The organism is Enterococcus silesiacus (genome assembly GCF_001886225.1).
In the GTDB taxonomy this organism is placed as follows: domain Bacteria; phylum Bacillota; class Bacilli; order Lactobacillales; family Enterococcaceae; genus Enterococcus_L; species Enterococcus_L silesiacus.
Genome location: NZ_JXLC01000021.1, coordinates 1 through 16,107, shown reverse-complemented (window position 1 = coordinate 16,107; position 16,107 = coordinate 1). Strand labels below are relative to the sequence as shown.

Here is a 16,107-nt window from a genome sequence, read left to right as displayed (position 1 = left end):
AGTACAAGTTTAGTCATTGGATTCGTTTACTTCATTTTTTATTTGGAGCTGATAAATAGTAAAGTAACCTGGATTAGGCTTTTTATAATGAATGCTGTTTTGACAATCGTTACAGGATTTTTTAATAGTAATGGGTACAACATTTATTCTGTAGTTACTATTTTTCTGCTGTTGTTTTATTTAGGTTTAAGTCAAAAACAGCAGAAATTATCACTAGTGGAAAATATTTATTTTTCTGGGTTAACCGTTTTTTTAATAACATTTTTGCAAAGTGAATTGAATAAAATTCTTAATTGGTTGTTGATTCATTCAGCATTTCCAGTTTATTTTTCAACGTTCATTGTGTTACCTTTGGCTGTGGCGCTGATTTTATTAGGTTTATTAATAATGTTACGAAAAAAAGTTGGCCAAGTCTTTGCTTATTTGGTTGAAAGTCCGCTGTTGTATTTAAGTATCTTATTTATTTTAGTTTGCAACTTCTTTCTTTTTATGGCCTTTAATCCAGAATCATTTTCTTATCAGCATTATTTTTGGCAGTTTGAATTCATTGCATATCCATTGTTATTTCTGGCTTTTGGATTAGCTCTTTTTTTCTTTTACTATAGCTTTAAACTGTCAAATAAGAAACGATTAGTCAAACAAAAAGAATCCGAATATTATGAAATGCAACGTTATACAGAGAAGTTAGAAATATTGCATGAAGAGTTGGCGACTTTTAGGCATGACTATCTAAACGTGCTTCTTTCTTTGGATGAAAGTATTCGATCTAAAGATTTAAAACAGATTCAGCAAGTATATAATGAGATCATTAAACCAACGTCAAAAATCATCTCAAATAAAGAGCTTGAACTGACTAAATTAACTAAGATAAAAATTCTTGAAATCAAAAGTGTTCTGAGTGTAAAAGTTATAGATGCTTGCCAGCAAGATTTAAATGTTACTGTCGATATCCCAAGGGAAATAAATCAAATATATCTGGATCTGGTGGATTTTATTAGAGGTGTATCGATCGTGATTGATAATGCAATTGAAGAAGCTGCTGCATCCAAAGAAAAAGTATTAGTGATTGCTTTTTTCGAAGTGGATAATGAACTATTTTTCGTCGTAAAAAATAGTTGCTCTGAAAAGATAATGCCCGTTGATAAAATGTTTCAAAAGTCCGCATCAACTAAAGAAAATAAGCTAAATCAAAGAGGCTACGGTTTATTCTCTTTGGAGCAAATAGTAAATCATTCAGCAAATTTAATGTTGGAAACAATCGTGGAACAAGATTATTTTACCCAAATTTTCAAAATCAACAAAGTTAGTGTGAACCAATTATGAATGAAACGATACCACTTATGAACAGGAGCGTTACAGAGTAGCTGAGACAATGTATACTTACCTTGAAGTTGACAGATGAAACGAGGTGAGTAAATTGTTTAGTGCTTTGATAGCGTTAAGTGTGGGTGGTATTTTTCCAGTAGCTCTTTTTTTGTATTGTTTAGTAAAAAAGAGGTATGTTAAAGCGTTTCTTTTAGGTTGTTTGACATTCATTATTTTTCAACTAATGTTGAGAATGCCATTATTACAGCTTTTATCAAAAAATAGTATTGGATTTAATCTCTTTCAATCGTTGCATCCATTTCTTTACATGCTATTTTTGGCTATTACTGCAGGAATTTTTGAGGAAGTAGGTAGATATCTCATTATGAAGTATTGCTTGAAAAAGAACGATTCTTTTCAAACTGCGGTATTTTTTGGCTTAGGTCATGGAGGAATTGAAGCCTTTTTGTTTCTAGGGATAAACGCAATGATCTATTTTTTTACGACCAGTCCAGATAGTTTGAATAGCGATTTTTTATGGGGAAGTCTGGAAAGAATCATCGCGATGATCCTTCATGTAGAATTATCGATAATTGTGATGAAAGGTGTAAAAGAAAAAAATATTAAATATCTGTGGTTAGCGATAATTTTACACGGAATGGTTGATTCAATGATTACAATCGTGCAATTCTTTGGGGAACAATCACTTCTTTTAACGGAAAGTCTTTTTGGCATTAGTGTACTTTGTTTAGGTTTTTATAGTATGAAATTAAAAAAAGAGTGGAGTGTAACAAAATGAAAAAAGTAATATCATCAATTATCACTATAGTTATTGGAATGACAATGTTGACTGCTTGTGGAGAAAAAGTCGATCAAGAAACATCAAGCAAAATGACAGCTAAGGCTGAGGAAATTGTTACACTGATCAATGATGGGAACTATGAAAAAGCGAGCGACTCTTTTTCAGATCAATTGCTCAATCAATTAAATAAAACCGATTTTGAAAAAGCTGTTGCGCCGGTTCTCAAAAAATCAGGAGCCTTTGAAAAATTTGATAAGAGTACAGTTGAAAAGAAGGATGATTTTTATGTAGTGGTCTTAGTTGCTAAATATGAAAAGGATAAAAGAGTTTTTACAATTACGATTAATGATAATGAAAAATTAGAAGGTTTTTTCATTAAATAGAAAACTTTACAGCAAATTGTGGAGAAGAAATAATGCGTTTCTGCGCGTTGTTTCTTCTCTATTTTTTAGTTTAATGGCAATAATATTTGCGAAAAAATGAATAAGTTGTATGATAAAAACAGGTAGGTTAAATTGGTCAAAAAAATCGATGCTTTTTGTTTGACCAATACTGACCAAATCTGTATAATTAATTCATAAGGTCAGAATTAATCAGACTTTAGACCTTGAAAAAATAGTACAAAAGACCTAATGTCTTTTTGATAAAGTAAGGATACTATTTATATAGTAGCTTTTTTATGAGCTAGAACTTTGTGTAATGCACTTTAACATTATCTAGCTATGGGCTAGCTTCTCGGAAAAAAGATAAATTATGATTGAGACAAAAAGCACCTCATTCATAATTTCCTATTTTTCAGTCGAAGCTGAGCGAGCCTGCTACGCTTTAATATTATCTAGCTGCACAAATCAATCCTTATGAAAATAGACAAATGAACAGTGAAGCAAAGAGCGCTTCAATGTTCATTTCCTAATTTTCTACAGGAGTAGCCGATTTGTTCCGTTTTTAACATTATCTAGCTACACAAATCAATCCTTATGAAAATAGACAAATGAACAGTGAAGCAAAGAGCGCTTCAATGTTCATTTCCTAATTTTCTACAGGAGTAGCCGATTTGTTCCGTTTTTAACATTATCTAGCTACACAAATCAATCCTTATGAAAATAGACAAATGAACAGTGAAGCAAAGAGCGCTTCAATGTTCATTTCCTAATTTTCTACAGGATTAACCGATTTGTTCCGCTTTTAAATTTAGGAGGTAATTCTATGAACATTGAGAAAATGACAACGACATTACAAGAGGCAATTGCAGAGGCGCAACAGGTGGCTGTTACTCGTCATCATCAGGAAATTGATATTGCTCACTTATGGAAGATTTTTTTACAACCAAATCATTTTGGCCGTAATTTTTATACAGATGCAGGGGTCGATGTAGAAGCTTTTGAACGTGAAATTGATAAGGCAATCGACGAGTACCCAAGTATTCAAGGTAGCAATATTCAATATGGTCAAAGTATGAGTCAAAATCTGTTTAACTTGCTAGGTGAAGCAGACAAACTTAGAGAATCCTTTCAAGATGAGTTTCTAGCAACTGAAATCGTGATTTTAGCGTTGATGAAATTGAAAAATTATCGTTTAACAAAATATTTAACAAGTCAGGGAATCACCGAAAAAGAACTACGTAAAAATATCGAAGACATGAGAGGGGGAGATCGTGTGACTTCTCAAAATCAAGAAGAACAATACAAAGCTTTAGAAAAATATGGGGTAGATTTAGTACAACAAGTGAAAAGCGGCAATCAAGATCCTATTATCGGCCGTGATGAAGAAATCCGTGATGTAATTCGGATTCTTTCTCGTAAAACAAAAAATAATCCTGTTTTGATCGGTGAACCAGGTGTTGGTAAAACGGCAATCGTTGAAGGCTTAGCGCAACGAATCGTGCGTAAAGATGTACCAGAAAACTTAAAAGATAAAACAATTTTTTCTTTGGATATGGGTGCATTGATTGCAGGTGCTAAATTCCGTGGTGAATTTGAAGAACGTTTAAAAGCTGTTTTAAAAGAAGTGAAAAAGAGTGAAGGCCGTATCATTCTATTCATCGACGAAATTCACAATATCGTTGGCGCAGGAAAAACAGAAGGCAGCATGGATGCGGGTAACTTGTTAAAACCAATGTTGGCTCGTGGTGAATTACATTTGATTGGTGCTACAACGCTAGATGAATATCGCCAATACATGGAAAAAGATAAAGCACTAGAACGTCGTTTCCAAAAAGTCTTAGTCAAAGAACCAACTGTTGAAGATACGATCAGTATTTTACGTGGACTAAAAGAACGTTTTGAAATTCATCATAGCGTGAATATCCACGATAATGCATTAGTCGCTGCAGCAACTTTATCCGATCGATACATCACAGATCGTTTCTTACCGGATAAAGCCATCGATTTAGTCGACGAAGCGAGTGCAACGATTCGTGTTGAAATGAATTCAATGCCGACAGAACTTGATCAAGTAACACGTCGTTTGATGCAATTAGAAATCGAAGAAGCAGCCTTGAAAAAGGAATCAGATGATGCCAGCAAAAAACGTCTAAATGCATTGCAAGAAGAATTAGCAGATCTACGTGAAGAAGCCAATGCTATGAAAATGCAATGGGAAACAGAAAAAGAGGAAGTTAATGCAGTTAGCAATAAACGTGGCGAAATCGACAAGGCCAAACATGAGCTAGAAGATGCTGAAAATAATTATGATCTAGAAAGAGCAGCTGTTCTCCGTCATGGTACGATTCCACAATTAGAAGAAGAATTGAAACAACTTGAAGCTAAAAACGCCAAGGATAATGTAAGAATGGTTCAAGAAGCAGTGACAGAAAACGAAATCGCGCAAGTGGTTGGTCGTCTAACAGGGATTCCTGTAACGAAACTAGTTGAAGGCGAACGTGAAAAACTCATGAAATTAAACGAAACCCTTCACAAACGTGTTATTGGGCAAGATGAAGCCGTGGATGCTGTTAGTGACGCTGTGATTCGTTCACGTGCTGGTTTACAAGATCCAAATCGTCCATTAGGGTCATTCTTATTCTTAGGACCAACTGGTGTTGGTAAGACAGAACTTGCTAAAGCCTTAGCAGAAGATTTATTCGATTCAGAAGATCAAATGGTGCGGATCGATATGAGTGAGTATATGGAAAAACACAGCGTCTCTCGTTTAGTTGGAGCACCTCCAGGCTATATCGGTTATGAAGAAGGTGGTCAATTAACTGAGGCTGTGCGCCGTAATCCATATACAATCGTTTTATTAGATGAAATTGAAAAAGCACATCCAGACGTATTCAACATTTTACTCCAAGTCTTGGATGATGGTCGATTGACCGATTCTAAAGGACGCGTAGTCGATTTCAAAAATACTGTGTTGATCATGACAAGTAATATTGGTTCTCAATTATTACTTGAAGGTGTAACCTCAGAAGGAACGATTCCAGACGAAATAGAAGAACAAGTGATGACGATTTTACGAGGCAATTTCAAACCAGAGTTCTTAAATAGAATCGACGACACCATTCTTTTCACTCCATTGAGCTTGGAAAACGTCAAAGGGATTATTGAAAAAATGACTGCTCAATTAGCAAAACGTTTAGAGCATCAAGAAATCGAATTAGTGATTTCTGACGAAGCAAAAACGTGGATCGCAGAAAGTGGATATGATCCGGCATATGGTGCACGTCCATTGAAACGCTTCATTACAAAAGAAGTGGAAACACCTTTGGCAAAAGAAATCGTATCAGGTAAAGTATTGCCAAAAACAAAAGTGACGATTAGTTTGTTAGATGGGCAGCTAGTGTTTGAAAATAAACCAATAAAAGAATAAGAACGAAATTGATTGAGATGGCTTTTTACGAAGCTGTCTCAATTTTTTGTAAGTATAAAAAATTGATTTTAAAAACGATTTTGTGTAGAATCTAACTAGTATATCAACAAGTTAAAAGAGGGATTTAGTGGATAAAAAAAGCAGAAGATTAGAAGAACAGCTTTGTTTTTCTTTACAAACGGCCTCAAAACAGTTTAGTAGAATGTACACTAAGGCGTTAAAACCATTTCATTTAACCTATCCTCAATATTTAGTATTGCTGGTTTTATGGGAATACTCAAATCAGAGGATTTCAGATATTGGAGAAAAGCTTGCATTGGATACGGGAACATTAACGCCTATGCTGAAAAGAATGGAAAAAAATGGCTATATTCATCGCAATCGATTGCCAGAAGATGAACGAATCGTGATCATTTCACTTTCAGAAAAAGCAATTCAGTTGGAAACTGAAATTTATGATCAAGTAGAAGGCTGCTTAACTCAACTGGATTTTAATGAAAAAGATTATTTTTCTTTAATCGAACAAATTAACTCATTAAGCAAACAAATTAGTGAAATCAACAATTAATATATAGAAACTAGACTTTGAAAATGATTCGATTTTCAAAGTCTTTTTTATAAAGTTTATGAAGCATAGTAAAGTTTATGAAGCATAGTATTGTACATTCGAATAAATATTGTGTACAATTTAATTGTACGATATAGTGTGAAAATAAGAAATGGAGGAATGAATCATGAAAAAAATCTATTCAACAACAATCATTAATACAGGCGGAAGAGAAGGGGAAGTTTTTTCACCAGATAAATCATTTAGTTATCAAGTAACCTCTCCTGGTCCTCATCAAGAAAATAAAACAAATCCAGAACAATTATTTGCGGCAGCTTACAGCTCTTGTTTCAATAGTGCTTTAGAACTTGTGATGGCGAAACAAAAAATCACATCAAAAAGCACGGTAAAAGCAACGGTGTCATTATTCAGTGGTGAACAGTCTGGTTTTCAAGTGGGCGTTGTTTTGTCTGTAAAAATTGATGACGTTGATCGCAAAACAGCAGAAGAATTAGTAAAGGCAGCCCATGAAGTATGTCCTTATTCAAAAGCGACAAGAGGGAATATTTCAGTTGAGTTAGAAGTAGAATAAAAAATAGAAAAACGGCAACTTTAGTGAGTCAAAAGTTGTCGTTTTTCTATTTTATTTATTTATTTTTCTAAATGCATACGCCTTAAAATACTCAGGTTTATGTCGTTGAGTAAAGCTATAAACGGTCAAAATTAGTGCACCAATCGTATTTGTAAATAAATCACCCATCGTATCCATCAATGCTTCACGACCAACATAAGGCTGTCCAGCTTCTGTCATATAACGTTGTAGATTCATATCACCGAGAGAATCACAAATGAATTCCCAGAACTCCCAAAAAACGCCGCAAAGTCCTGCAAACGCAAAGCCCATAATAATAAATAACCAAGGACTGATTTTAGAAAAATCCGATTCTCGCAAACAATACCCAATGATTGCATAGCCAACAGCTACCAATAAAATCGGGCTAACAGCATGAAGAATTTTATCCCAGAATGGTATCACGATAATCAAGCGCAGACCAGTTCCAAGAAACACGGCAATCCAAATGAAAAACCAATAATACAGTCGGACCATTTTTGGAAAAACTAATCCTGTAAATTTAGTAAAGACAAATGGGACGAAGATCACAGCAATTCCTGCAATCATTTCAAACGTCAATAATACATATTGTTCTGTTGGTTGAACGACAAAGGTTTTAACGATATTTACGAGTAGTGTAATGAAACCAAATACGAGTAAAAAGTAAAAAGCACCTTTTTCCTGTTTATCCTCAAATTCTAACTTCATATAAAAGCCTCCAATGTTTATATATTATAAAGAGCAATTTACTTATTTGTTCAATTGTTCCTTAATTAAGGCTAAGAAATCTTGTTCATTTGTTACAACTGATCCATTTAATTTTACTAAACCAACTGTATATAAGTTAAGATAATGGAATTGATTTTCAGCCGTATCACCTAAAGCAGCTAATTTTTTTTGATTATCTGCACCTTGTTGGCGAGTGTCAGTATATAAGCCGATTATTGGAATATTTTTAGCATAAGCAACCCCAATTTCAGAGGCTACACCGGCATCAATCGTAATACCGTCTAGAACAGCCACTAATAAATCACTTTCAAGCACTTTTTCGGTATCTGCTAATGCAATCATCTTGCTATCCGCATAAGCGGCCTTATCATTGATTGCACCATTTTCTTGTGGTAAATAAACCTCAAGAGAACGATCTAATTCACGAATTTTTTTCACTAAGAATTCATTGTAAAGTAAGTCTGATTTTGCAAACATTGGTCCTGCAAAGTATAGTTTCATGTTTTCACCTCTAAGTTAGTATCATAATGTTTATTTTTTACAAAAAAGCCGATTACAGGTAATTCATTTGTAATTTAATTAAAAGTAATCGCTAAAGTATGCTTCTTGATCAGGGAAAATTCGTTCCAATGAATTCAACGTTTCCTTATCCGTATCTAAACGCTCGATTCGGTGCAGATAAGTTGGCCGACGATAATTCATCAACAAACAAGTTAAGGTCTGAATATCAATATGCACAGGCTGTCCTAGCGGTTCGTCCGTTACAGATACTTGATCATCTTCATCCCATAATAAACTAAACACACCATTGTTCCATTCGGCGACAGGATCCGTTACGACAAAGTGAAATGGTTTGGCTGTACTGGCATACGGATACGTCAGCAACAACTCTTTTACATCCACGATTCGCGCCATAAAGTAAGGTTCGATGGTTTCTTTGATTTGGCTGTCATCCAATAAAAAGGCTAATGGTTCGTTCTTGTAAATGTCCCCTTTAACCCAATAAACCATTGAAAAATGTGCGGAAATGAAATTCCATAAGCCATTTCTAGCTTCCTGATTGATATAAAACATTTCTTTGATATGAAAAACTTCTTCCGCTACCCAATAAAAAAGGACACCTAAAGGTTCTTGATTTGCTCCATAATAAACCGCAGCAGTTCGTTCCTCTTCATTTTCAAAGCGCCAATATTCTTCCCAGTTAAATTCACTGCGAATCAAAGCCCCATGATTTTGGCGAGCAAATTTTGCATAGACTGTAAAGACATCTTCGTGATCTACACTTACTCGTTCCACCATACCAGGGACATCAACTTGTTTAGGCAGTTGAGTATCTCTGATTTTGAAAGAAAGCTTGTCGGACATGATCTCCCAGCCTTTTCTGCGATAGTAGGGAATACTGTATGGATATAGATAAGAAATCCATTGTCGATCTTGACGCATATTTTTTAAGGCCAGATGAATCAAGTCTTGCATTAAGCCATGATTGGCATATTCAGGATAGGTACCGACACCGGTCACGCCACCCATTTTAAATAATGTCCCGTGAATATTCACTTCACATGGATAAATCGCAATTTGTGAAATTAGTTTATCTTCATGAAACCAGCCGAACACTTTAGATTGTTCTAAAATAGGCTGTTTGGATTTGATTAATTCCTTTTTGCTTTCATAGCCGCTTTCTTCTAAATCAGCTTCTGTAAATTGAAACACATAACTCAATAATTCATTGAACTGATCAACGTATTGTTCATCAACGGCTTTCAGTTCTAAACTTTCTCTGAACTCTTTTTGGTCCATTTTTCCATCTCCAATTATTTTTTCTATACTCAGTATATCAAAAAAATAGGAATAAACGGAATAAATCTCTCTAAGAAAAGGTAAAGAGGCATATTTGCTGAGACAAGCTTATGGTATGCTTTTTTTGGAGGTGTTTTTTTGAAGAAAAAAATTTATTTACTTAGGCATGGAGAAACAGAATATAATCGACAGGGGATTTATCAGGGAACTCTGGATTCACCATTAACTCCTCTTGGGAAAAGGCAGGTAAAAGAAAACGGACTACTTTTAAAGCAAAAATTAAGGACGTTTGACGATCAAGAAATTGCCTTTTTCTACAGCCCACTCGGACGAACCAAGCAAAGTGCTCAAATAATTTATGAAACATTAGATCGACAAGTGATTAACCTCATCAAAGACGAGCAGTTAAAAGAGGTGAATATTGGCTCGTGGAACGGCAAAAATAGGCAAGCTATCATAGCAGAAACGAAAGACAAAGGGTATAACGAATTCAACTGGTATTTTAAATCACCAAATGGCGAAACCTATAAAGATGTCCAGCTGCGCTGCACCAAGTGGTTAGAAGAAATTAAAACGGTCAAGCAGCAACATATTATCGTTATGTCCCATGGTTTATTAGGGCGAGTGTTACGAGGTAGTATACTAAAATTACCCTATGAAAAAACAATTCAACTTGATGTTCCACAAACTGGTTTTTTTATTGTTCAAGAAAGCGGACTTGAGTATATTACAAATGACTATGAGTTGATCTAAACGGGAGAGCGATTCTGCTAATAGGGAATGAAACATGGGAAAGTTCTTTAATTCTGGCGAAAAAATTGCTATAATGGAAAGTGCTGATTGAAAATGATCTGAGCGATGAGCCAACACTAGTTGATTTGATGAAATCACAAGCTCATTCAGCGTTTCATAAAAGAAATGAGGACTATTAATGAATATAAATGAAATGAAGCAAAGACAAGAGAAAATTCGCAATTTTTCCATTATTGCTCATATTGACCACGGAAAATCTACATTAGCTGACCGTATTTTACAAAAGACTGAAACCGTTTCTGACCGTGAAATGCAAGACCAGTTACTTGATGCCATGGATTTAGAGCGTGAACGTGGGATTACAATCAAACTGAATGCTGTTGAATTAACGTATACAGCAAAAGATGGCGAAGATTATATTTTTCATTTGATCGATACGCCTGGACATGTCGATTTTACTTATGAAGTATCAAGAAGCTTAGCGGCTTGTGAAGGGGCTATTTTAGTTGTTGATGCGGCTCAAGGGATCGAAGCACAAACCTTGGCGAATGTTTATTTAGCGTTAGATAATGATTTGGAAATTATTCCAGTGATCAATAAAATCGATTTACCTGCAGCAGATCCAGAGCGTGTCCGCACAGAAATCGAGGATGTAATCGGGATTGATGCTAGTGATGCTGTTTTAGCAAGTGCTAAAGCGGGGATCGGAATCGAAGACATTTTAGAACAAATCGTTGATTTGGTTCCAGCGCCGACAGGTGATCTTGAAGCACCTTTGAAAGCGTTGATTTTTGATTCTGTTTATGACAGTTATCGTGGGGTTATTTTGAATGTACGGATCATGGATGGTGTTGTCAAGCCTGGTGATAAGATCATGATGATGAATAATAATAAAACCTTTGAAGTGACAGATGTTGGGATCTTCTCACCAAAGCCGATCAGTCGTGACTTTTTAATGGTCGGCGATGTGGGCTACATTACAGCTGCTATCAAGACAGTTCGTGATACGCAAGTAGGGGATACTGTCACATTAGCGAATAATCCTGCTAAAGAAGCATTAGCTGGCTATCGTAAAATGAATCCAATGGTATACTGTGGACTGTATCCAATCGACAATTCACGTTATGTTGAGTTGCGTGAAGCATTGGAAAAATTACAGCTGAATGATGCGGCATTACAGTTTGAAGCGGAATCATCTCAAGCATTAGGTTTTGGTTATCGTTGTGGATTTTTAGGTTTGTTGCATATGGATGTTATCCAAGAACGTTTAGAACGAGAATTTAATCTTGACTTGATCACGACGGCTCCTTCCGTAATTTATCATGTAACAAAGACCGATGGTACGAAAATTGTGGTTGATAATCCAGCTGAATTCCCAGACCAAAGCTCTGTTGACTTTGTGGAAGAACCATACGTTAAAGCAACGATTATGGTGCCAAATGAATATGTTGGAGCTGTTATGGAAATCTCACAACGTAAACGTGGTGAATTTGTCACGATGGATTATTTGGATGAATACCGAGTAAATGTTATTTATGATATGCCGTTATCAGAGATTGTTTATGATTTCTTTGACCGTTTGAAGTCTGGTACTAAAGGCTATGCGTCATTGGACTATGAAATGATCGGCTATCGTAAGAGCAATCTGTCTAAGATGGATATTCTGTTAAATTCAGAAAAAGTCGATGCATTGAGCTTTATCGTGCATAAAGATTTTGCTTTTGAACGTGGAAAAGTGATTGTTGAGAAGTTGAAAAAATTAATTCCTCGACAACAATTTGAAGTACCAGTCCAAGCTGCGATTGGCCAAAAGATTACAGCACGTTCAACCATCAAAGCATTGCGCAAAAATGTTTTGGCTAAGTGTTATGGTGGGGATATCTCACGTAAACGTAAGTTATTAGAAAAGCAAAAAGATGGTAAAAAACGGATGAAACAAGTTGGTTCTGTTGAAGTTCCGCAAGAAGCCTTCATGGCTGTTCTGAAAATGGATGAGGACGAACCGAAGAAGTAGCAATTTAAGAAATGAATGCTTAATGTATGAACAGGCTTAATTGCTTTATAATAAGTGGAGTGTCTGTTCTATAACGGTTGTTGTAGTAAATGATGTTATAACAAATAATGAGCACAGTTACTGAATAGTTGTTATGATTAAAGTATACGAAAGTATCTTCGAAAGAAGGTACTTTTTTCTATATTCAAAACTGAAAAGTCTCTGGAAGTTAGTTATTTTTGGTAAACATAACGCAAATTAATAGTAAGATATGAGAATGGAGATAAGCGACAAGTTTAGACGTTAAAAAGTACTCTGTTCTACTATTTAATACGTTTTATATTATCTAAATGGAATTTTTCTTTTTGTAAGTTCGACTCACTGATCATCTTTTGTATTAAAAATACACACAATAGTGTTATTGATGTTTAAAAAATAGTTGATCTGACTTGAAGCGAAATGATATTGTATTATATGAAATATAAAACTAGTACATATATTAGTAGTTATTTTTGATTGATAAATTCAGGGAATTTATAAGGGATAAGAGTGATTTAGTGAGAATGGAGGAATGGAAATAAATAATTTTTTTATGATTAAATGACTAAAAAGTGAAGGGTTCACTTGTAATATTTCACTATATTTTGTTATTTATATGTTTTTTTTGTTATTAAAAAAAGTGATACACTAGCTTCTGTTGCTGAAAGGCAATAAAAAATTTTATTAAGGAGCGTATTTATCATGATGAACAATTTACTATTTGCATCACTAACACCATTTTTCTTAGGAGGGGTACAAACAACGGAACAGCCAACAATGGATGCCCCAACACAAGGCTATGAAACAACCATAGCAGGATCAGAAACGCCAACTTATACTGAGTATAAGTTTGATAACTTTAACACAGGTTCATACTCAGGTTCTTACTCAGATGATAATGGGAAGGATGAAAAAGAAGTTGAGAATGAAGAGGGAAATACTCAGACAACGATCAACTATAATTATTCTAGTGATAGTGAGAATTATTCTTCATCATCGTCAACATCAAACGGTATAACTACTTCTTTAGCTGTCAGCAATGGTAAAGTGATCTATAATGGAAAAGAAGTGGCATCTTTTGATGCAAGCAAAGCAGAATCTGTTCAAACGACGGATAGCCAAGTTTACGTCAATGGGACATTGATTTTTGATGCAAACAATGGTTAATATCGAGTAGAATGAATTCAGCAAATTATTATTAAAACAACTCTTAGCTTTTATCAAAATAGTCTCTGCGTCCTTAAGCGTGCCTGAGGATGTGGAGACTATTTATTTATCAAAAAAGGCGAAAATATTTAACTAAAAGTGACAGTTACAGTTAGCATAATCATGTTAATATTTTTGTATACAAATAGTAATTTATTTTTTGAAAATAAAAAGGTGGTGTTTATTATAGAAAACTGGGGAAAAAGCACAACATTTCAAAATTTCTGTTTTTCGAAATGTAGTATTATTTAGAATAATTCTTATGTATGTTGAGCTTCCTAAGTGTACATTATTTTCAACGGAATTGGTGGAGTGAGTGTTTCACATTTTAACGATATGAGAAGTATGAAGGATTTGATGGGCAGAAGAAGATTCTGTTATTTTGTTAGTATAATCACAATAACAACCATAACTAGTTTGACAGGAGTGAGCAGATGAAAAAAATACATCAAATTCAAGGCCAGGTAACTTTTGGAAAAGCAATAGGAGATTTTTTTAAAGGGTATTTTGACTTTAAAGGGCGAACAACTAGAGCGGGATATTGGTGGGTAACGCTTATTTTAACAATTTTAACGGTCATTTGCTTTATTGTCCTTCTGCCTATAATTATTTTTCCGTTGTAAGATCAGGAGCGAATCAAGAGCAAGTAATTGGAGGGCTGCTGATATATTTGATTGTTACCTTATTACTGTTCTTAGCATTACTGATTCCTAGTGCTGCTTTAGCAGTTCGCAGATATCGAGATGCAGGGTTAAGAGGGAGAGGCTTTTTAGTATTTTGGATTATAGCAACGGCATCGAGTTATACGAACTTAAATCAAGGTGTCCAGAGTATTTCAATGCTATCGAATCTTGATAATCAAGTCTACACACAGCAAGCACAATCAGGAAGCGTGTTAATTGCATTTCTAGGCTATGCTATCGGCTTGCTATTCTTTGTCCTAACTTTGCTGCCAACGGATTTTTTAACAACGACAAGTAGAAATAAATTTGTTTGTTTCTTTTTACGGGAAAAAGAAAATGATGATCCGTTTAGTAATTATAGCTGATTTTGAGCTAGTTATAAAAAATAGAGGTACGAATGAATAAGAAGGTTTTAAATTCAAAAAGAGTGGTAGTTAGAATGTAGTAGGATAAGCTGTAATTAAAAGCGATAAACATAAAACTTCAAGCTAGACCAATGATAGGTTAGTAAAAATAACCTCGTATCCTTACTACATGCAATCTTTTATTTATAGATAAAAGACTTGATTAACTTTGTTTTTGTTATGTTATACCTTTACTGTAAATAGAATACACCGAAAGAACAATGATCGTTTTAGACGGTATTTTCATCATGTGATATATGTTTTTGAAATTGATGGTTTGTTTGGAAATAAGTAAAATTTAAACAAATCGAACATAAAAATCCAGTAAAGTTTAACTAGTGTAACAAAGATTTAAACATCTTATAAAATTGTTACCATTCTAAGAGGAGGATCATAATGAAAAAACAACAACATGATTTAGTAAAGAGTGAACCTAAACAGCATGTTAAATCGAAAAAAGAATGGGTTTATGGGTCATTACTATTTCTAGGAATTAGTGGGGCAATCATAATAAGTGGACAGCCTGTTGCGGCCTCTGATAAAGAACCTGTAGCAACAGAACAAGTATCAGATGATTCAACTGGTGATTTAGCTCCTAGTACCTTATCGGATGAAAAACCTACAGAAGAAAAAACTATTGGTTATGTGGAGACAGGAAAAGACGGAAGTTTTGTTGAAGTGTTAGTTGGAAAGAACGAGGGAGCTGTAAAGGGATCTTATTTACTGGTAGACAAATATATTGCTCTTTCATATTTTAAAGATAGGGATGGTAAGGGTCCCGTTTTGGATAGTTCACAAGTTAGTGCGAATCTTGACTATAAAATTGGAGATAAGATTGGCAAAATTTCATTAAATAAAGATCAGTTTTACGTTAATTTAGATTCGTACTTTGGTGGAATTCCGTCTCAGGAATTAGTTGTGATGACAGATAAAATTAGTATTGATGGAGAACTATTATCAACAATTAAACTCTCTGATCAAGATTATCTTAAAGCTACTTTTGATTTTCCGAAGGACAATGATTACAATAGCGACAATGTAGATTCAAGCACATTTCCACCTTCCATGCCTGCTGAAAAAAGAATTGGTTCTGGTGTGTCCCGCGTATCAATAACTGGAAAACCAGTTACTGTTGAATATAAAGACAAAGATTCATTAGAAATATTAAAACAAAATCAATATATCGGAAAGGATATGACTTTAGGAGATAAATGGTTATATTCATTTGCTGCGGCTCCTAATACGTTGAATGGAAAACCCAAGTCTGAAATGACTTATAATGAACGCTCTGTCAATAATGTTATATCAGATACAATATCTCAGAATGAAGGTACTATAACAGTCTGGTACAGTAGCAAAGTAACAGGTAATATCATACCGACGGATCCAAACGGAAACCCAATACCTGGTGCAGAAGAAACAC

At 34.6% G+C, this 16,107-nt stretch carries 15 protein-coding genes; 12 read left to right on the top strand and 3 right to left on the bottom strand.

Annotation, left to right across the window (positions count from 1 at the left end; genetic code table 11):
- The first annotated feature begins 87 nt into the window (after positions 1-87).
- The 6 genes from RV15_RS13360 (at position 88) to RV15_RS13335 (ending at position 7,056) form a co-directional block, all read left to right on the top strand.
- A complete protein-coding gene (locus tag RV15_RS13360) occupies positions 88-1,323 on the top strand; it encodes a GHKL domain-containing protein (RefSeq protein WP_071878522.1) in 1,236 nt (411 codons plus the stop codon).
- A gap of 85 nt (positions 1,324-1,408) precedes the next feature.
- A complete protein-coding gene (locus tag RV15_RS13355; protein ID WP_083429186.1) occupies positions 1,409-2,104 on the top strand; it encodes a YhfC family glutamic-type intramembrane protease in 696 nt (231 codons plus the stop codon).
- Entirely contained in the window at positions 2,101-2,490 is a 390-nt protein-coding gene (locus RV15_RS13350; RefSeq protein ID WP_071878520.1) for a DUF3887 domain-containing protein, read from the top strand. Before RV15_RS13355 ends, RV15_RS13350 begins: the two co-directional genes overlap by 4 nt.
- A gap of 823 nt (positions 2,491-3,313) precedes the next feature.
- Positions 3,314-5,917, top strand: coding sequence for an ATP-dependent chaperone ClpB (gene clpB / locus RV15_RS13345; protein ID WP_071878519.1), 2,604 nt, complete (start codon positions 3,314-3,316; stop codon positions 5,915-5,917).
- 127 nt (positions 5,918-6,044) lie between these two features.
- Positions 6,045-6,485 (top strand): MarR family winged helix-turn-helix transcriptional regulator, encoded by a 441-nt coding sequence (locus RV15_RS13340; protein WP_071878518.1) that lies wholly within the window; start codon positions 6,045-6,047, stop codon positions 6,483-6,485.
- A gap of 166 nt (positions 6,486-6,651) precedes the next feature.
- A complete protein-coding gene (locus RV15_RS13335) occupies positions 6,652-7,056 on the top strand; it encodes an organic hydroperoxide resistance protein (protein WP_071878517.1) in 405 nt (134 codons plus the stop codon).
- A 51-nt stretch (positions 7,057-7,107) separates the two neighbouring features.
- Here the strand turns inward: RV15_RS13335 and RV15_RS13330 are convergent, their stop codons facing one another.
- From RV15_RS13330 to RV15_RS13320, 3 genes are all read right to left on the bottom strand, one after another.
- On the bottom strand, positions 7,108-7,785 hold the full coding sequence (locus RV15_RS13330) for a DUF2238 domain-containing protein (protein ID WP_071878516.1): 678 nt from the start codon (positions 7,783-7,785) through the stop codon (positions 7,108-7,110).
- A 42-nt stretch (positions 7,786-7,827) separates the two neighbouring features.
- Positions 7,828-8,307 (bottom strand): nucleoside 2-deoxyribosyltransferase, encoded by a 480-nt coding sequence (locus RV15_RS13325; RefSeq protein WP_071878515.1) that lies wholly within the window; start codon positions 8,305-8,307, stop codon positions 7,828-7,830.
- Positions 8,308-8,385: 78 nt separating this feature from the next.
- Positions 8,386-9,606, bottom strand: coding sequence for a GNAT family N-acetyltransferase (locus RV15_RS13320; protein ID WP_071878514.1), 1,221 nt, complete (start codon positions 9,604-9,606; stop codon positions 8,386-8,388).
- Between the two features lie 138 nt (positions 9,607-9,744).
- Here RV15_RS13320 and RV15_RS13315 point away from each other — a divergent pair, with 138 nt between their 5' ends.
- The 6 genes from RV15_RS13315 to RV15_RS13295 form a co-directional block, all read left to right on the top strand.
- Positions 9,745-10,359 carry a histidine phosphatase family protein gene (locus RV15_RS13315; RefSeq protein ID WP_071878513.1) on the top strand — a complete coding sequence of 205 codons (615 nt, stop codon included), beginning with the start codon at positions 9,745-9,747 and terminating at the stop codon, positions 10,357-10,359.
- Positions 10,360-10,537: 178 nt separating this feature from the next.
- Positions 10,538-12,373 (top strand): translation elongation factor 4, encoded by a 1,836-nt coding sequence (gene lepA, locus RV15_RS13310; RefSeq protein WP_069639994.1) that lies wholly within the window; start codon positions 10,538-10,540, stop codon positions 12,371-12,373.
- Between the two features lie 720 nt (positions 12,374-13,093).
- Complete coding sequence (locus RV15_RS13305; protein WP_071878512.1) at positions 13,094-13,558, top strand: hypothetical protein; 465 nt, start codon at positions 13,094-13,096, stop codon at positions 13,556-13,558.
- A gap of 473 nt (positions 13,559-14,031) precedes the next feature.
- Complete coding sequence (locus RV15_RS18995) at positions 14,032-14,220, top strand: DUF805 domain-containing protein (RefSeq protein ID WP_245791375.1); 189 nt, start codon at positions 14,032-14,034, stop codon at positions 14,218-14,220.
- Between the two features lie 47 nt (positions 14,221-14,267).
- Positions 14,268-14,645: a hypothetical protein gene (locus RV15_RS18990; protein ID WP_245791373.1), complete on the top strand. Its 378-nt coding sequence runs from the start codon at positions 14,268-14,270 to the stop codon at positions 14,643-14,645.
- Between the two features lie 435 nt (positions 14,646-15,080).
- Positions 15,081-16,107, top strand: a 1,027-nt coding sequence (locus RV15_RS13295) for a hypothetical protein (protein WP_139243037.1), incomplete at its 3' end; no start/stop codon positions are given.

What these genes read in the sequence shown, in the direction of transcription:
- RV15_RS13360 (WP_071878522.1), top strand. Translation starts at nt 88, where the DNA reads ATGAATGCTGTTTTGACAATCGTTACAGGATTTTTTAATAGTAATGGG.
- RV15_RS18995 (WP_245791375.1), top strand. Translation starts at nt 14,032, where the DNA reads ATGAAAAAAATACATCAAATTCAAGGCCAGGTAACTTTTGGAAAAGCA.
- RV15_RS13330 (WP_071878516.1), bottom strand. Translation starts at nt 7,785, where the DNA reads ATGAAGTTAGAATTTGAGGATAAACAGGAAAAAGGTGCTTTTTACTTT.
- RV15_RS13350 (WP_071878520.1), top strand. Translation starts at nt 2,101, where the DNA reads ATGAAAAAAGTAATATCATCAATTATCACTATAGTTATTGGAATGACA.
- RV15_RS13305 (WP_071878512.1), top strand. Translation starts at nt 13,094, where the DNA reads ATGATGAACAATTTACTATTTGCATCACTAACACCATTTTTCTTAGGA.
- lepA (WP_069639994.1), top strand. Translation starts at nt 10,538, where the DNA reads ATGAATATAAATGAAATGAAGCAAAGACAAGAGAAAATTCGCAATTTT.
- RV15_RS13335 (WP_071878517.1), top strand. Translation starts at nt 6,652, where the DNA reads ATGAAAAAAATCTATTCAACAACAATCATTAATACAGGCGGAAGAGAA.
- RV15_RS13320 (WP_071878514.1), bottom strand. Translation starts at nt 9,606, where the DNA reads ATGGACCAAAAAGAGTTCAGAGAAAGTTTAGAACTGAAAGCCGTTGAT.
- RV15_RS13325 (WP_071878515.1), bottom strand. Translation starts at nt 8,307, where the DNA reads ATGAAACTATACTTTGCAGGACCAATGTTTGCAAAATCAGACTTACTT.
- clpB (WP_071878519.1), top strand. Translation starts at nt 3,314, where the DNA reads ATGAACATTGAGAAAATGACAACGACATTACAAGAGGCAATTGCAGAG.